The sequence below is a fragment of the Rhodovulum tesquicola genome (assembly GCF_024128855.1).
GTDB lineage: Bacteria > Pseudomonadota > Alphaproteobacteria > Rhodobacterales > Rhodobacteraceae > Rhodovulum > Rhodovulum tesquicola.
Genome location: NZ_JAMYDV010000019.1, coordinates 33,790 through 50,226 on the forward strand (window position 1 = coordinate 33,790; position 16,437 = coordinate 50,226).

The 16,437-nt window shown below is 70.2% G+C and carries 15 protein-coding genes and 1 pseudogene; 4 read left to right on the forward strand and 12 right to left on the reverse strand.

The window, feature by feature from the left end; all coding sequences use genetic code 11:
- Window positions 1-4 precede the first annotated feature (4 nt).
- Window positions 5-1,207, reverse strand: coding sequence for a biopolymer transporter ExbB (locus NHN26_RS13990; RefSeq protein WP_253090022.1), 1,203 nt, complete (start codon window positions 1,205-1,207; stop codon window positions 5-7).
- 68 nt (window positions 1,208-1,275) lie between these two features.
- Window positions 1,276-1,815 carry a gamma-glutamylcyclotransferase gene (locus NHN26_RS13995; protein ID WP_253090023.1) on the reverse strand — a complete coding sequence of 180 codons (540 nt, stop codon included), beginning with the start codon at window positions 1,813-1,815 and terminating at the stop codon, window positions 1,276-1,278.
- Window positions 1,816-1,881: 66 nt separating this feature from the next.
- Between NHN26_RS13995 and NHN26_RS14000 the strand changes: the two genes are divergently transcribed.
- A complete protein-coding gene (locus tag NHN26_RS14000; RefSeq protein ID WP_253090024.1) occupies window positions 1,882-2,883 on the forward strand; it encodes a DUF2125 domain-containing protein in 1,002 nt (333 codons plus the stop codon).
- Here the strand turns inward: NHN26_RS14000 and NHN26_RS14005 are convergent.
- The 6 genes from NHN26_RS14005 to chrA all read right to left on the reverse strand — a co-directional run bounded on the left by NHN26_RS14005 (window position 2,880) and on the right by chrA (window position 8,504).
- Window positions 2,880-3,728, reverse strand: coding sequence for an extensin-like domain-containing protein (locus NHN26_RS14005; RefSeq protein WP_253090025.1), 849 nt, complete (start codon window positions 3,726-3,728; stop codon window positions 2,880-2,882). The genes NHN26_RS14000 and NHN26_RS14005 overlap by 4 nt on opposite strands.
- Window positions 3,725-4,645: a prephenate/arogenate dehydrogenase family protein gene (locus NHN26_RS14010; protein WP_253090026.1), complete on the reverse strand. Its 921-nt coding sequence runs from the start codon at window positions 4,643-4,645 to the stop codon at window positions 3,725-3,727. Before NHN26_RS14010 ends, NHN26_RS14005 begins: the two co-directional genes overlap by 4 nt.
- Window positions 4,642-5,727: a histidinol-phosphate transaminase gene (gene hisC / locus NHN26_RS14015; protein ID WP_253090027.1), complete on the reverse strand. Its 1,086-nt coding sequence runs from the start codon at window positions 5,725-5,727 to the stop codon at window positions 4,642-4,644. The genes NHN26_RS14010 and hisC overlap by 4 nt, the downstream gene beginning before the upstream one ends.
- 73 nt (window positions 5,728-5,800) lie before the next feature.
- A complete protein-coding gene (locus NHN26_RS14020) occupies window positions 5,801-6,337 on the reverse strand; it encodes a TIGR00645 family protein (RefSeq protein ID WP_253090028.1) in 537 nt (178 codons plus the stop codon).
- Window positions 6,338-6,472: 135 nt separating this feature from the next.
- Window positions 6,473-7,093, reverse strand: coding sequence for a 30S ribosomal protein S4 (gene rpsD, locus NHN26_RS14025; protein ID WP_253090029.1), 621 nt, complete (start codon window positions 7,091-7,093; stop codon window positions 6,473-6,475).
- A gap of 196 nt (window positions 7,094-7,289) precedes the next feature.
- On the reverse strand, window positions 7,290-8,504 hold the full coding sequence (gene chrA, locus NHN26_RS14030; protein WP_253090030.1) for a chromate efflux transporter: 1,215 nt from the start codon (window positions 8,502-8,504) through the stop codon (window positions 7,290-7,292).
- Window positions 8,505-8,690: 186 nt separating this feature from the next.
- Between chrA and NHN26_RS14035 the strand changes: the two genes are divergently transcribed.
- Entirely contained in the window at window positions 8,691-9,272 is a 582-nt protein-coding gene (locus NHN26_RS14035; RefSeq protein ID WP_253090031.1) for a beta-class carbonic anhydrase, read from the forward strand.
- Window positions 9,273-9,274: 2 nt separating this feature from the next.
- On the opposite strand, the gene NHN26_RS14040 is transcribed toward NHN26_RS14035, so the two are convergent.
- Window positions 9,275-10,294: a threonine aldolase family protein gene (locus NHN26_RS14040; RefSeq protein WP_253090032.1), complete on the reverse strand. Its 1,020-nt coding sequence runs from the start codon at window positions 10,292-10,294 to the stop codon at window positions 9,275-9,277.
- 183 nt (window positions 10,295-10,477) lie between these two features.
- On the opposite strand from NHN26_RS14040, the gene NHN26_RS14045 reads away from it, so the two are divergent.
- On the forward strand, window positions 10,478-12,661 hold the full coding sequence (locus NHN26_RS14045) for a DEAD/DEAH box helicase (protein WP_253090033.1): 2,184 nt from the start codon (window positions 10,478-10,480) through the stop codon (window positions 12,659-12,661).
- Window positions 12,662-12,814: 153 nt separating this feature from the next.
- Window positions 12,815-13,702 carry a CHAD domain-containing protein gene (locus NHN26_RS14050; RefSeq protein ID WP_253090034.1) on the forward strand — a complete coding sequence of 296 codons (888 nt, stop codon included), beginning with the start codon at window positions 12,815-12,817 and terminating at the stop codon, window positions 13,700-13,702.
- Between the two features lie 34 nt (window positions 13,703-13,736).
- On the opposite strand, the gene NHN26_RS14055 is transcribed toward NHN26_RS14050, so the two are convergent.
- From NHN26_RS14055 to NHN26_RS14065, 3 genes and pseudogenes are all read right to left on the reverse strand, one after another.
- A complete protein-coding gene (locus NHN26_RS14055; protein ID WP_253090035.1) occupies window positions 13,737-14,714 on the reverse strand; it encodes a UDP-2,3-diacylglucosamine diphosphatase in 978 nt (325 codons plus the stop codon).
- Window positions 14,711-15,823 carry a glycosyltransferase family 4 protein gene (locus NHN26_RS14060; protein WP_253090036.1) on the reverse strand — a complete coding sequence of 371 codons (1,113 nt, stop codon included), beginning with the start codon at window positions 15,821-15,823 and terminating at the stop codon, window positions 14,711-14,713. The genes NHN26_RS14055 and NHN26_RS14060 overlap by 4 nt, the downstream gene beginning before the upstream one ends.
- Before the next feature lie 301 nt (window positions 15,824-16,124).
- A pseudogene (locus tag NHN26_RS14065) lies at window positions 16,125-16,437 on the reverse strand (methyl-accepting chemotaxis protein); the annotation flags it as partial.

The following is a 16,437-nucleotide window of genomic DNA, read 5'->3' on the forward strand; positions in this document are numbered from 1 at the left end:
GCGATCAGCTCCATTTCCGGTCTTCCGGCGCAAGGCGCGCAAGCGCCCGGCCAAGCGCCGCGAGATCGCCGCGCAGGTCGGTCACGGTTTCCTGCCGCCCCGAGGACAGCTCTTCGAGGATGCGCAGAAGCTGCATGTCGATCGAGCGCAGGCGCATCCGCGCCTCGGCATCGGCCATCGCGCCCTCCTCGCCCATCCGCGCCTCGATCGCCGCGGCGGCGCGTTCCTGGCCCTGGGCCACGCGGGCCAGCGCGGCGGTCACGTCCTGGCTGTAGCCAAGCTGGGCCTCGATCGCGACGCCCAGGGTTTCAACGGCATCGGCCAGCGCCGCGACACGGTTTTCCAGCGACTGGCGGGCCTCGTCGGCGCGGGAGAAGAGCGCGTGCATGCCCTCCATCTGCTCGGCCAACTGGTCGAGCGTGGCGGCGAGGATCCCGGTCTCGGTCCCGGTTTCGCCCTCGCCCTCGCCCGCCGACAGGCCAAGCCGCGTGATGGTCGACAGCCATTCCTCGAGCTCGCGATAGAAGCGATTCTGGCCATGGCCCGCGAACAGTTCCAGCAACCCCACGACCAGCGAGCCCGCGAGCCCCAGCAGCGACGAGGAGAACGCCACGCCCATGCCGCCCAGTTGCGCCTCGAGCCCGGTCATCAGCCGGCCGAACACCTCGACACCGCTTTCGTCGGCCTGGGGCGCAAGCGAGCGGATCGTCTCGACCACTGCGGGCACGACCGTCGCAAGACCGTAGAAGGTGCCGAGAAGCCCGAGGAAGATCAGGAGGTTGACGATATAGCGCGTGATGTCGCGGGCTTCCTCGATCCGGGTGGCGAGCGAGTCGAGGATGGAGCGTGCCGAGGCCGCGCCGATCTGCATGCGCCGCCCCCGCCGCTTGCGCAACAAGGCCGCCAGCGGGGCCAGAAGGCGCGGCGCGCGGGTCAGTTCGTGGCCGGGGCGGCCTGCGGCGAAATCCTCGATCCAGCGGACCGAGGTGATCAGTTGCACCACCTGAAGGAAACAGGCCCCGACGCCCACGAGGAACACGAAGAAGATCGCGCCGTTCAGATAGGGATTGGCCAGAAAGACCGGCGCGACCTGCGGATAGGCCAGGTAGGCGCCGGCCGAGAACAGCGTGATCGACAGCAGCATCAGGAAGATCTGGCGCAGCGGCCGGGAGAATTGCGGCTCGGCCTCGCGCTCGGTCATGGCCATGGGGGCGCCCCGTCCCGATTGATGTCGCCCCTAATTCTAGGGTATCGGACCCGGCCGAACAACAATCATTAGGTCTTGAGTGCCCGAACCCGGTGTGCCAGCCAGGTCAGGTCGGCATCCTCGATGCCCAGTTCGGTCAGGTGATCGACGGTGTTGAACAGGTATTCGTCATTCGGCCCCATCCCGCCTGCCGCGCGCGCGATGATCTGCGCCTGATCTTCCAGCGGCAGTCCGCCGCAATATTGCACATGGTCGGGGTCGATCACATAGGCGGTGCTGGTCAGCCCGTCGGCGCCGTCCTGGAACACCACGTCAAGCTCGGTCTCGAAATAGGCCGAGGAGATCAGCTCGCGCTCGCGCAGATAGGCCAGCGTCGCGGTCTCGGTGCCGGGTTCGGCGCGCAGCACGACGCCGTGGCAACTGGCGCCGGGGGCGGCGTCCAGCGCCAGCACCAGCCCCGGATCGGTCTCGGTGCCGCGATGGTGGATCGAGCGCATGCAGAAGCTGCGATGCCAGCCGTCCAGCCGCGCCAGACGCCGTTCGGCCACCGGAAAGCCCGGCTTCCACAGGAGCGAGCCGTAGCCGAACACCCATAGCCCGTCGCGCATCGTTCTGGTCCTTGTTGCCCGGCCCCTGTAAACCGCAAAGCGGGGACGGGCGAAAGGGGGCTGCGGATGCGTCTGATCCTGACAGTGGCGATCCTGGCCGCGGCGCTCTGGTCGGGCTACTGGGCGCTTGCGGCGCGCGGGCTGGAAACCGGCATCGCGGCCTGGGTCGAGACGCGCCGGGCCGAGGGCTGGGCGGCGGATTACGCGGACGTGCAGGTGGCGGGGTTTCCGCTGCGCTTCGAGACTACGCTGAGCGATCTGGCGCTGGCCGATCCCGGGACAGGTCTGGCCTGGACCGCGCCCGCCTTCCGGATCGAGGCCGAGGCGCACCGGCCGAACCGGGTCCTGGCGATCTGGCCCGAGGTGCAGCAGATCGCGACGCCGGTCGAAACCATTGCCATCGGCGCCCTTCGGATGGAGGGGCGGCTGGGTTTCCGGCCCGGCCCGGCGCTGGAGGTGATGCAGGCGGCCTATGCGCTGGAGGAGGTTACGCTCGCCTCGTCCCTCGGCTGGGAGGCCTCGCTGGCGCGGGGCGAGATGACCGCCGGATTGGTCGAGGGGCGCGAGGACACGCACCGGATCGGATTTGCGGCCGAAGACGTGCGGCTGCCCGCGCGGCTGGTGGCGCTGGTCGACCGGGCGGGTATCCTGCCGGGGCTGTTCGAGCATCTGCGGATCGACGCGGTGCTGGCGTTCGATGCGCCCTGGGACCGCCGCGCGATAGAGGAACGGCGGCCGCAGATCACCCGGATCGAGCTGACGCGGCTGGACGCGAAATGGGGCGATCTGGAGCTGAGCGCGGCGGGGGTGCTGGATGTCGATGCGGCGGGCCTGCCCACGGGCATGCTGACGGTGCGGGCGACGAACTGGCGCGACATGGTGGCGATTGCGCGCGCCTCGGGCCGGTTGCCGGGCGGGCTTGCCGACCGGCTGGAAGAGGCGCTGGGGCTGATCGCAAGGCTGTCGGGGCGGCCCGAAACGCTGGACGTGCCGCTGCGCCTTGCCGCCGGTCAGACCTGGCTGGGTCCGGTGCCGCTGGGCCCGGTGCCGGATTTCACGATCCGCTAGCGGCAATAGGCGCCGTTGCGGTGGCGCGCGGTATCGAAGTGGAAATGATCCTGGTGGAACCGGTCGGATTCGGGGCCGAGGACGGTGCCGAAGGGGCCGCAGGCGGCCTTGTGGACCTGGCGCAGGATCTTGCCCTGGGCGGGGTCGCGCCAGCCGCCCAGGACAGTGATCCGGCTGCCATTGGCCAGCGTCAGCGCCGAGATGTCCACCGCGCGCCCGCGGCCATGCTCGGATATCTTTGCCCCGGCCTGCCGGTTGCGCGTCCGGCAGATGTAATGCGCGGCCACCTCGAGCTGGACCAGGCCGCCGCCCTTCCTGCCGATTGCGGGTTTCGCGCCGTCGGTGACCCAGCGGCGCAAGGCGCGCGCGGTTTCGCAATCCATCGTCGCGGTCTGGCTGAGCCGCACGCCGTCCACCGAGGTCACGCGCACCGGGCGATCGACGCCGCAGCCCTGCACCTGGCTGAGGATCGGCGCGATTTCCTCGCCCCTTATCCGGTCATCGCCGCAGATCGCCCCGCGTTTGGCCGTCAGCACGTTCGAGGGCTGGCTGCGGATGGCGGCGGCCGACAGGGCCGCCGTCTGGAAGCTGCGTTCGGGCCGCGGCTGCGGTCGCAGCGAGCGGGCCAGCGCGGCGGCGGGCAGGCGTTCGGGTTCAGCCGCGCGCGGCGGCGCGGGGCGCAGGGCGGCGGGAAGCTCTGCCGGTCGGCTGGCGGGCTCGGCGCGAGCGACCTGAAATGGCTCGGAGGCCGGGCGCGGTTCGGGACGCGGCGAGGTTTCGAGCCCGGCCAGCGCGGGTGAAGCGGCCAGGGCCAGGACCAGCGCGCCGCCCCACAGCCGCCTCATTGCAGCTTCCTCGCGCGGCCGAAATCGGGTGCATCGGTGTCCTGCCCGGCCTCGATGATGCCGCGGCGGATGGCGCGGGTATGGGTGAAATAGTCGAACAGCATGTCGCCCTGCCCTGTCCGGATCGCCCGTTGCAGGGCGAAAAGCTCCTCGGTGAAGCGGCCAAGGATGTCCAGCGTCGCGTCCTTGTTGGTCAGGAACACGTCGCGCCACATGGTCGGGTCCGAGGCCGCGATCCGGGTGAAATCGCGAAAGCCCGCGGCGGAATACTTGATCACCTCGCTGTCGGTGACGCGGCGCAGGTCGTCGGCCACACCGACCATCGTATAGGCGATCAGATGCGGGACATGGCTTGTCACCGCCAGCACCAGATCGTGGTGATCGGCATCCATCTGCTCCACATTGGCGCCCATCTTTTGCCACAATTCGCGCAGCCGGTCTACTGCCACGCGATCTGTTGCGTCCACGGGCACCAGAAGACACCAGCGGTTGTCGAACAATTCGGCAAATCCCGACCGGGGGCCGGAATGTTCGGTGCCCGCAAGCGGGTGGGCCGGAATGAAATGCACCCCTTCGGGAATATGGGGGCCGACCGCGTCGATCACGGCGCGTTTCACCGAGCCCACATCGGTCACGGTGGCGCCGGGCGCGAGATGCGGCGCGATTTCCTCGGCCAGCGCGCCCATCGCGCCCACCGGCACGGCGAGCACCACCAGATCGGCCCCCGCGACCGCCTGCGCTGCGGTGTCGGTCACCCGGTCGACAAGCCCGATCTCGGCCGCGATGGCGCGGGTTTCGGCGGAGCGCGCGGTGCCCACGATTTCACCGGCAAGGCCCGCCCGGCGCATCGCCAGCGCCATCGAGCCCGCGATCAGCCCCAGCCCGATCAGCGCCACGCGGTCATAGATCACGCTCATCGCGCGCCCTCGCGGAAGCGGGCGATGGCGTGGGCGACGCGGCGGCAGGCCGGTTCGTCGCCCACGGTGATGCGCAGCGCCTCGGGCAGCTTGTAGCCCGCGACCTGGCGCACGATCAGGCCCTGGGTTTTCAGGAAGGCATCGCATTCCTGCGCCTCGGCCGGATCGGCGAAACGGGCGAGAACGAAATTGGCAAAGCTCCGGTCGGTCGGCACGCCGATGCCGTTCAGCGCCTCGGTCAGCCAGGCGCGCATGCGGGCGTTCTCGGCCTGGCAATGGCGCGTGTAGTCGATGTCGCGCAGCGCGGCCTCGGCGGTGTCAAGCTGGGTCGTGGACAGGTTGAACGGCCCGCGGATGCGGTCGAGCACGCCGATCAGTTCGGCCGGGCCATAGCCCCAGCCGATGCGCAAGCCCCCCAGACCGTAGATCTTTGAAAACGTGCGCGTCATCACCACGTTCTGCCGCGCCTCGACCAGCGCCGCGCCGCCATCGAAGCCGTCGACGAATTCGGCATAGGCGCCGTCGAGCACGAGGATCGCCTGCGGCGGCAGACCGTCGGCCAGCCGCGCGGCGTCTTCGGCGGGGATCATCGTGCCGGTGGGGTTCGCGGGGTTGGCGATGAAAACCAGCCGCGTGCGGTCGGTGCAGGCGGCAAGGATCGCGTCGACATCGACCACGCGCTCACGCTCGGGCACCTCGACCGGCGTGGCACCGGCGGCAAGCGCGGATATGCGATACATGGCAAAGCCGTGCTGGGTATGGATCACCTCATCCCCCGGCCCGGCATAGGCCTGGCACAGGAAGGTGATGATCTCGTCCGAGCCGACGCCGCAGATCACGCGGGCGGGATCGACCCCGTGCACCTCGCCGATGGCGGCGCGCAGCTCGGCATGGTCGGTCGAGGGATAGCGATGCAGGCTGTGGACGGTCCGCAAGAACGCTGCACGCGCCTTTTCCGAGGGGCCAAGGGGATTCTCGTTCGACGAAAGCTTGATCACGTCGGACAGCCCCGCGATCTTCGACTGCCCGCCCACATAGGGGGCAATATCGAGGATCCCGGGCTGGGGCATGATGAGGGTCATCGGCATCTCTCCTTGCCCGGCATCCCTAGCCGAGCGGCCGGGACGAGGCCAGCGGGAAAAACGGGTAGCCCGGCTACCCCTTTTTAGCCCGCGCCGACAGCCAGTCCATCGCCGCCATCAGCACGCCCGACAGCACGAAGACCATGTGGATCACCACCAGCCAGAACAGTTCTTCGCTGCCGAAGACGGCGTCGGCCGCCTGCTGGCCGATCTCCATGAAGCGTTTCAGCAGGTGGATCGCCGAGATGGCCACGATAGAGGCGATCAGCTTCATCTTGAGGCCCGAGAAATCCACCGCGCCCATCCAGTCGGGGCGGTCGACATGCTCGCCGATATCGAGTTTCGAGACGAAATTCTCGTAGCCCGAGAACAGCACGATCAGCAGAAGGTTCGCCGCCAGCGTCAGGTCGATCAGCGTCAGGATCGCAAGGATCGCCTTGTCGCTGGACATGGTCAGCACCTGCGGCGCGTAATAGGCCAGTTCGCGCAGGAACACGATTGCCAGCAGGCCCAGCGAGACGACAAGCCCCAGATACATCGGCGCCATCAGCCAGCGCGAGGCGAACAGGCTGCGTTCGAAATTGCGTTCGAGAGCCGGTTTTTCGGCCATTGCCCGAGTCCCTTCTGTCGGCGCGTCCGGCCCGAGCGATACTGCCCGCAAGGCAGGCTGGCAAGCGGCACGCAACGCAGACGGCCCGCCCCTGTCCGGGGCGGGCCGTTCGGGCCGTTTCGCTGCGCGGAAGGATCAGTTCTGCGCGTAGAATTCGATGACGAGGTTCGGTTCCATCATGACCGGATAGGGCACATCCGACAGGCCGGGCGTGCGCACGAATTTCGCGGTCATCCTGGAATGGTCCACCTCGATGTAATCGGGCACGTCGCGCTCGGCCAGCTGCACGGCTTCGAGCAGGGCGGCCATCTGCTTGGAGCGGTCGCGCACCTCGATCACGTCGCCTTCCCTGACGCGGTAGGAGGGGATGTTGACCCGCTGCCCGTTCACCGTGACATGGCCGTGGTTCACGAATTGCCGGGCGGCAAAGATCGTGGGAACGAACTTGGCGCGGTAGACGACCGCATCAAGACGGCGCTCCAGCAGGCCGATCAGCAGCTCGCCGGTATCGCCGCGCTGACGCTCGGCCTCGGCATAGATGCGGCGGAACTGTTTCTCGGTCAGGTCGCCGTAATAGCCCTTGAGCTTCTGCTTGGCGCGCAGCTGCATGCCGAAATCGGACAGCTTGCCCTTGCGGCGCTGGCCGTGCTGGCCGGGGCCGTATTCGCGGCGGTTGACGGGCGATTTCGGGCGACCCCAGATGTTTTCGCCCATCCGGCGGTCGATCTTGTACTTGGCAGACGTGCGTTTGGTCACGGCTGATCTCCTTCAATCAGGCGCCGCCCGCGGGCGGCAATGAAGGGCGTTGTCCTTTGCCCCGGGTCTGATCCGGGGCCGACAGGCATCCCCTTGCGGGGGCCACCAACACCAATGAAAGACCCGGCCACGGGGGCCGGGATGGCGCGCTTATACAGATGCGGCCCGTGCTGTCAATGGCCGGGCGCGGCTCCGGTCAGCCGAGAAAGGCCAGCGCCACGCCGCCTGCCGCCGCCAGGATCACCACCGCCCAGGGCGGGGCCTTCCAGCTGACCAGCAGCACGAAACAGGCCAGCGCAAGGGCGAAATCGCGACCATCGCCGATGGCGCCGGTGAAGACCGGGGAATGGAGCGCCGCCGCGAGGATGCCGACCACCGCCGCATTGGCCCCCTGCATCGCCGATTGCGCCGGGGCCAGGGCGCGGAACCGGTCCCAGAACGGAAGCACCCCCACCAGCAGCAGGAAGCCCGGCAGGAAGATCGCCAGGAGCGCCAGCGCGGCCCCCGCAATGCCGTTCGGCGCAGGCCCCAGAACCGCACCCAGATAGGCCGCAAAGGTGAACAGCGGCCCCGGAACCGCCTGCGCCGCGCCATAGCCCGCAAGGAAGGCATCGGGCGACACCCAGCCGGGCGCGACCGTCTCGGCCTCAAGCAGCGGCAGGACCACATGGCCGCCGCCGAAGACCAGCGCGCCCGCGCGGTAGAAGGCGTCGATCACCGCCAATGCCTGGTGATGGCCCGCGACCAGCGGCAGGAGGATCAGCGCCGCACCGAAGACCGAAAGCGCGCCAAGCGCCACCCCGCGCGACACCGGCATCGCCAGATGCCCGCCGCCCGTTGTCCCCGCGCCGCGTCCCAGCGCCAGCCCGGCAAGCCCGCCCAGGCCGATCGCGGCGACCATTCCGACAGCGCCCGGCATGAAGGCCAGCACCGCCACCGCCCCGACCGCGATGGCCGCGCGGGCGCGATCCGGGCAGAGGTTGCGCGCCATTCCCCAGACCGCCTGCGCCACGATGGCCACGGCCACGATCTTGAGCCCGGCCAGCGCGCCGCCGCCCACCGGCCCCGCGATGGCCGCAGCCGTCAGCGCGAAAACCAGCAGGATCACCGCCGAGGGCAAGGTGAAGGCCAGGAACGCCGCCAGCGCCCCCGCCCAGCCCGCGCGCATCATTCCTAGCGCAAAGCCCACCTGGCTGGAGGCCGGGCCGGGCAGGAACTGGCAGAGCGCGACCAGGTCGGCATAGGCGGCCTCGGACAGCCAGCGCCGCCGGATCACGATCTCTTCGCGGAAATAGCCCAGATGCGCGATCGGCCCGCCGAAGGAGGTCAGTCCCAGCTTCAGGAAGGCCATGAAAACCTCGGGCGCGCTGCCCCGCAGCGCTGTCGCCGATGAGTCGCCCTGCCCTGCCATGCCCGCCCCGTTTTGCCGCCCGCGCCACGAAAGGCCGGGACGCATGCAGGTTCCCAGCCATGGCGGGCTTGCGCAAGCCCCGGAATGGTCCTGCGCCCGGCCGGGACCGACCCGAACCGCGAATCCATCTTGCCCATGGCGGACGCTCTCGTGGTAGCGTTCCTTGCAGCGAACAGGGAGGATCGGATGTCCAGCACGAAAACCGAGGTCGAACAGGCCAACGCGGCCTATGCCGCCAGCTTTGACAAGGGCGATCTGGCCCTGCCGCCAGCGCGCGGCTTTCTCATACTGACCTGCATGGATGCGCGGCTTGATCCCGCGAGATATGCGGGTCTGTCCGAGGGCGATGCCCATGTCGTGCGCAATGCAGGGGGGCGCGCTACCGACGACGCGATCCGGTCGCTGGTGATCAGTCACAAGCTTCTGGGCACGCGGGAATGGTTCGTGATCCATCACACCGATTGCGGCATGCTGTTCTTCGACGATGCCACGATGGGCGACCTGCTGGCGGGGTCGCTGGAGACGGCGGAACTGACCGAAAGCGGCTTTCGCAATGCCTCCGAACCCGGCGGCTCGCCCGAGGGGCGCTATGTCAAATGGCACACGATCCGCGACCAGGAGGCGGCGGTGATCGAGGACGTGATGCGCATCCGGGCGCATCCGCTGGTGAACCCCGCGATCCCGATCTACGGCTATGTCTATGACGTGCGCACCGGGCAACTGAACGAGGTGGCCCGCGCGACCGAGGCGGGGCGGCCGACCGGCTGAGGTCAGCCGAGCGCGCCGATCGCCGCAACCAGCGCGTCGGCATCGGCGGGGCCGACATCGAGATGCGTGACCATGCGCAGGCGCCTTGGGCCGACGACCGTGACGGTCACGTCCCCTTGGCGCAATTGCCGGGCGGCTTCCCGGGCATCGGGCGCGCGCTCGGCCAGATCGGCGATGACGATATTGGTCTCGACCGGCAGCACCCGCGCGATGGCGGGCAGCCCGGCCAGGCGCGCGCCGATGGTGCGGGCCAGCGCGTGATCCTCGGCCAGACGGGCGACGTGATGGTCCAGCGCGTAAAGGCACATCGCCGTCAGCACGCCGGTCTGGCGCATGGCCCCGCCCCAGCGCCGTTTCAGAAGCCAGGCCTCGGCCACGAAGTCGCGCGAGCCCGCAAGCACCGCGCCGACCGGGCAGCCCAGCCCCTTGGTGAAGGCGATCCAGGCGCTGTCAAAGCCGCGCGCATACGCGGCCGCGGGAATTCCCGTCGCGACCTGGGCGTTCAGCAGACGCGCCCCGTCCAGATGCGTCGCGAGCCCGGCGTCGCGGGCCGCCTGTGCCACGGCGGTCAACTGATCCAGAGGCCAGATCGCGCCGCCCGCAAGGTTCGCGGTCTGCTCGGCGACCAGCAGGCGCGAGCGGGGCGCATGGGCCGAGCGCGGGCGGATGGCGGCCTGCAGCTGTTCGGGCGTCAGCATGCCCCGTTCGCCGTCAATCGGGTGCATCATCACCCCCGACAGCGCCGCAGGTCCGCCGCTTTCGGCAAAGATGATGTGGCTTTCGCGGGTGCAGATCACCTCGTCGCCGGGGCGGGTGTGGACGGCGATGGCGATCTCGTTGCACATCGTGCCCGAGGGCAGGAACAGCGCCGCCTCCATCCCCAGCATCCCGGCCACCCGTGCGCAGAGCTCCAGCGTCGGCGGATCCGCGTCGTGGCGTTCGTCGCCAAGGGGTGCGTCAAGCGCGGCCTCGCGCATCGCCCGTGTCGGGCGGGTCTGGGTGTCGGAATAGAAATCGTGCATCGTCCTGCCTTTCGCCTGCCGCGATGCGCAGACGATAGCGCCGCCCCCCGATCCGTCGATGGCCGCGCGGCGCGACGTTGCGGGGTGCGGGGGCGGATAAGTCTGGACATGTGCGCCCGAAGACCCTAGCCATATTGCCTTGCCGCGCCATGCTGGCGCCCTGGCCGCACGGATGTTTCCCAGATGATCCCGACCCTTTCCGAAGCCCTCGCCGAGCGCGGGTTCGACACGCTGACCGAAGTGCAACAGGCCGTGACGGCCGCCGAACTGGCCGAAGCCGATCTGCTGGTCTCGGCCCAGACCGGGTCGGGCAAGACCGTGGGATTCGGCCTCGCCATCGCACCGACGCTGATGGGGGACGAGGTGCGGCTGGGTCTGCCGGGTGCGCCGCTTGCGCTGATCGTGGCGCCGACGCGGGAACTGGCCTTGCAGGTGCAGCGGGAACTGGCATGGCTCTATGCCAGGGCGGGCGCGCGGGTGGTGTCCTGCATCGGCGGCATGGATGCGCGCGAGGAGCGCCGCGCGCTGGAACGGGGCGCCCATATCGTCGTGGGCACGCCGGGGCGGCTGCGCGATCACATCACCCGGGGCAGTCTGGATCTGTCCGCCATTCGGGCCGTCGTGCTGGACGAGGCCGACGAGATGCTGGATCTGGGCTTTCGCGAGGATCTGGAATTCATGCTGGGCGAGGCCCCGGCCGAGCGGCGCACGCTGATGTTCTCGGCCACCGTGTCGCCCGCGATCGCGGATCTGGCCAAGGCCTACCAGCGCGACGCGGTCCGCGTGACCACCCTGTCGCGCGGGACGCAGCACACGGATATCGCCTATCAGGTCGTGCAGGTCGCCGCCGCCGATTCCGATCACGCGATCATCAACCTGTTGCGCTTTCACGATGCGCCCACGGCCATCGTCTTTGCCAACACGCGCGCCGCGGTCGCGCGGCTGGCCGCGCGGCTGGCCAATCGCGGCCTGCCGGTGGTCAGCCTGTCGGGCGAGTTGAGCCAGGACGAACGCAGCCATGCGCTTCAGGCGCTGCGCGACGGCCGGGCGCGGGTCTGCGTGGCGACCGATGTCGCGGCGCGCGGCATCGACCTGCCCAATCTGGACCTGGTGATCCATGCCGACCTGCCCACCAATACCGAGGCGCTGTTGCACCGCTCGGGCCGGACGGGGCGGGCCGGGCGCAAGGGGATTTCGGCGCTGATCGTGCCGGACCGGGTCACCGCCAAGGCCACGCGGCTGCTGAAATGGGCGAAGATCGAGGCCGAATGGACCGCAGCACCCAGCCGAGAGGAGATCCTGGCGCTCGACGAGACCCGCCTGCTGGCCGATCCGGTCTGGGAGGACGCCCCGTCCGAGGCCGAAGCCGCCTTTTCCGCGAGACTGCTGGCCGAGCATGGCCCCGAGCAGATCGCGGCCGCCTGCCTGAGGCTTTACCGCGCGGGCCTTTCCGCCCCCGAAGAACTGAACGCGGCCCCGGCCCGAACCGAACGGGCGGAACGGGCGCCCTTTGGCCCCTCGGCCTGGTTCGAGCTGTCGATCGGGCAGAACCGCCGGGCCGAGGCGCGCTGGATCCTACCGCTTCTGTGCCGGGCGGGGGATCTCGACAAGACGCAGATCGGCCGGATCCGCATCCTGCCCGAGACGACCCTCGTGGAGATCGCCGAACCCGCCGCGCCGGGCCTGATCGACCGGCTTGGTCCCGCCGGAATCCTGGAAGAAGACATCACCGCAAGGCAGGTCGAGGGCACGGTCGAGGACATGCGCCCGCCCCGCCCGGCCCCGGGCCAGGGCCGCCCGCCCCGCAAGGAGGCCAGCGCCCCGCGCCCGCCGCGGAAGGCACCCGCGCCGGTCTCTGCCGCGCCGCGCCCGGTGCGGGCCGCCGCGGAAGCGCCGAAACCCGTTGCAGCAGCGCCCCGACCCGCTGCGCCGCCCGCCGCACCGGCACGGGCGACCGACGATGCAAAGCCCCGCAAACCCCGCCATGCCGCGCCGAAGGGCGACGGGTCCAGGGCCGCGACGCGCGGGACGGGGCCGAAGGGCGCGCCGACCGGCGACAGGGCCGGATCCCGCAGCCAGCACGGCCCGAAGCGGATGGACCGGCCCGGCCCGAAGGCCGGCAGGGCGAAGGACGACGCCGCCCCGAGCAAGCCCCGCAACCCGACGCAGAAATGGGATGCGGCAAGGCCGAAATCCGACACGCGCGGACCCGAGCGGGCGGAGCGGAAGGAAGAGACCGGCAGCGCCAGGACCCGGCCCGGTGCCAGCGACACCTCCAAGCGGATGGATCGGCCCGCGACGGGGGCGCGGCGCACATGGAAGGGCAAACCCAAGGGCGGCGACACGCCCCCCCGCCGCACGCGGTGACGCGGGATGACCGGCGCCCGGCCCGGCGCGGGCGGTATCGGCGAGACGACCGGGAGCCGGTCCCTCCTTGGTTCTGCGCGCGCGTTAACTAAATGACATATGATCCGGGTAGCGCTGCGGATTGTGGATAAGCGTGGACGACGGGACGATGTCATGGCCTATCGCCTGAAACAGTCGGACGAGACCTGCGAAGAGGCGCTGCGGCGCATCGCGGTCGAGGAGGTCGACGCGGCACTTGCCGAGATCGACGACGCCGCGATGGACCTGCACGACAAGGTCCACCAGGTGCGCAAGCGGGCCAAGCGGCTGCGCGGGCTGATCCGGCTGGTGCGCGCCAGCTTTCCCGACTATGCCGCCGAGAATGCCGCGATCCGCGACGCGGCGCGGCGGCTGTCGGGGCTGCGCGATTTCGAAGGCATGGTCGAGACGGTGGACAAGCTGGCGGAGGCGACCGGCGCCGAGGGGCTGGCGCCGCTTCGCGATCACCTGATCGCGGTGCGCGACGGCGCGGTCGCGGGCAGCGACGTGGCCGCCGATCTGGCCGCCTTTCGCGCCGATCTGGTGGCGCTGCGCGCGCGCGCCGAGGGCTGGAGCCTGACCGAAACAGGGTTCAAGGCAATGCGGCCGGGGCTGGAGAAGGTGTTCGCCCGCGCACGCCGCGACCGGCGCCTGGCCGCCGAGACGCCCGAGACCGCCGTGATCCACGACTGGCGCAAGGCGGTGAAATACCATTGGTATCACACCCGGCTGCTGCAGCCGCTGGATCCGTCGCCGATGGACCGGCGCGCGGACGAGGTGCGCAGTCTGTCCGAGTTCCTGGGCGATCACCACGATCTGGCGGTGCTGGACGCCTGGCTTGCGGGGCTTGCCGATCCGCCCGGGGGCGAGGAGGTCCGCAATGCGCTGCGCGCGCGGATCGCGGCACGTCAGGGCGTGCTCGAAACCGAGGCGCAGGCGCTTGCGACGCGGCTTTTCGCAAGCAGGGCGCGCGATCTGTCGCGGCGGTGGAAGCGCTTGTGGAAGGCCTGGCGCGCGGCCTGACCGGGGATGGGGCCGGCCACCCTGCCCCGCCTGCTCAGGTCGGCGGCACGGGGATGTCCCGGGATCGCGGCAGGGCGGGAGACGCAACCGCCACCGGCTCGGCCAGCCCGTCGGACACCGGCGCCCAGAGCCGATGGATCAGCCGCACCAGCCGGGCCGCATCGGGGCTGCACAGACCGGGACGCTCGGGCGACAGGCAACGGGTCGAGGCGTCGCCGGGCGCGGCGCGCATCGCGGGCCAGGCCACCATCTCCATCGCCCCGTCCAGCGCCTCGATCACCGCGGTATGGCTCTCGCCCGCGCGCCGCGCGCCGGTCCAGGAGCCGCAATTGGCGAACAGCAGCCCCTCGCGCCGGACCAGCGTCGGGACATGGCTGTGCCCGCAGATGATCCCGTCCATCCCGTCCTCGGCCGCCCGGCGCAACGCGGTATCCGTATACCGGCCCAGCAGCGTCAGCGCATTGGTCGCCACGGCCTTGCCCAGCGACCAGCGCCTGCGCTTCCCCTTGACCAGCGTTGTCTCGGCGCGCGGCCGCACCAGCGCCTTCTCGCCCAGCCAGGACCAGGCGCGATCCGCAAGTTTCGAGGTGCCCCGGATCAGCGCGCCGTCGAACTGGTCGCCATGCATCACCAGATAGCGCCGCCCGTCGCCCGCGCGATGCACGATCCGTTCATCCAGCCGGATGCCGTAGCGGCGCAGCACCAGCGGGCGGAAAAGGATCGCCAGGATTTCGCGCAGCTTCTCGTCATGGTTGCCGGTCAGCACCGTGACCCGCACGCGCCGCCGCCGCCGGTCCAGCAGCAGGTCGACAAGCGTGCTGTAATCCTGCGTCCAGTGCCAGCGGCTTTCGAGCTTCCACCCGTCCAGCACATCGCCCACCAGGTAGAGATGGTCGAATTCATGCGCCTGCAAGAAGGCGTTCAGCGCGCGGATATCGCTGCCCTTGTAGCCCAGATGCAGGTCCGAGACGAAGACGCTGCGCACCCGGCGGGGGGCGGCGGCGGGGCTCATCTTGCAAGCTCCGCGCAGTGGCGGGCGAAGACGCGCGCCGCCTCGTCCCAGCTGTAATGGGCGCGGACATGGTCGTGCCGATCGGCGCGGCTGCCCGGTGCGGCCAGCGCGCGGGCGACCGCTGCGGTCAGATCCTCGTCGATCGCACCCAGGCGCGGATCGGCGCCGACGATCTCGCGCGGGCCGAGCGCGGGATAGGCGGCCACCGGAATGCCGCAGGCCAGCGCCTCGATGACGACGATCCCGAACGTGTCCGTGCGCGAGGGGAAGACGAAGACATCCGCCGCGCGGTAGGCGTCGGCCAGCGTCTGGCCGGTCAGGGTGCCGCGAAAATCGACCTCGGGATGGCGCTGGCGCAGCGCGGGCAGAAGCGGGCCGTCGCCCACCACGACCTTGCGGGCCGGGCCGGGCAGGGCGAGGAAGGCCTCGATATTCTTCTCGGGTGCAAGCCGACCGACATAGAGCAGGACCGGCGGTTCCGAGGTCTCGGGCCGCGGCGGGTCGGGATGGAACAGCCCCAGATCCACCCCGCGCGACAGCCGCACGAAGCGGTTGTCGAATCCCCAGTTCCGCAGCTTGTCCTCAAGCGCGGCGGTCGCGACATAGACATGATGCGCGGGGGCGTGGAAGCGGCGCATGGCGGCCACGGTCATCGCGCCGGCCGCGCTGCGCAGGGCGCCGGGGCTGCGCAGCGCCACATAGGCCGGGAAATCGGTGTGAAAGGCGGTGGAGAACGGGACGCGATTGGCACGGCACCAGTGCCGCGCCATCCAGCCCAGCGGTCCCTCGACCGGGATGTGGATGGCATCCGGCGCGAAATCCTCGATCATGCCCGCCAGCCGCCGGTAATAGGGCAACGCCAGCGGTATCTCGGGATAGGAGGGCAGCGCAACGCCCGGGAAGGCCACCGGACCGATCACCTGCACCTCGTCACCGGCCGCGCGCAGGCGCGCGTTCAGGTTCTCGTAAGTTCGGACAACGCCGTTGACCTGGGGCTGCCATGCATCGCTGACGATGAGGATGCGCAATGGCCCGGCCGCGGCGGGCGGAAACGGAACCGGGCCAGTCGCCCGGCTATCGGGCAGGCTGTGAGCGATGTCGACCGTCACGGGCAGCGCCTCGGTCCCTTGATGTCATGAACGTCCCCGGACGTCCTTCGTTTCAGCATCGGGTAACCCGGCCCCATGACAGACATGTGTCAATTCGCCGACCGCCCCGGCGCCTGTGGCATTCCTGCACCGTCCCGAAATGCCCCGGTCCCGCTCGGTCCCATCCCACGGACGACCGGCACCCGATGCGGCAGGCCGTCGGGACAGGCCCGGGCCGAAGGAGGAGGAGCGCCCGCCGGTTCCGGGTCAGGATTGGAGAGCGTCTGCCCGGCGGATATGGTGCGGCCCGGCGGAGCGGACGTCACTCCGCGGCATGGACGTTCCGGGCGCGGATACGCGCCTTTGCCCCGCCGCGGGCCGAGGACCAGTCATCCGGACGGGCGCTGCGCCCGGGCATGGGCTGCGTTGCGGGTCCGGCGCCGCGCCTGACCCGGAAGCTCGAGACCAACCGCTCCAGCGCCTCGGCCTCCTGGTCCAGCGCCATACCGGCCGCGGTGGCCTCCTCGACCATGGCCGCGTTCTGCTGGGTCACCTGGTCGAGCTGGGTCACGCCCACATTGATCTCGCCCAGGCCCACGGATTGTTCCTGCGCGCCGGTCGCGATGCCCGCCATC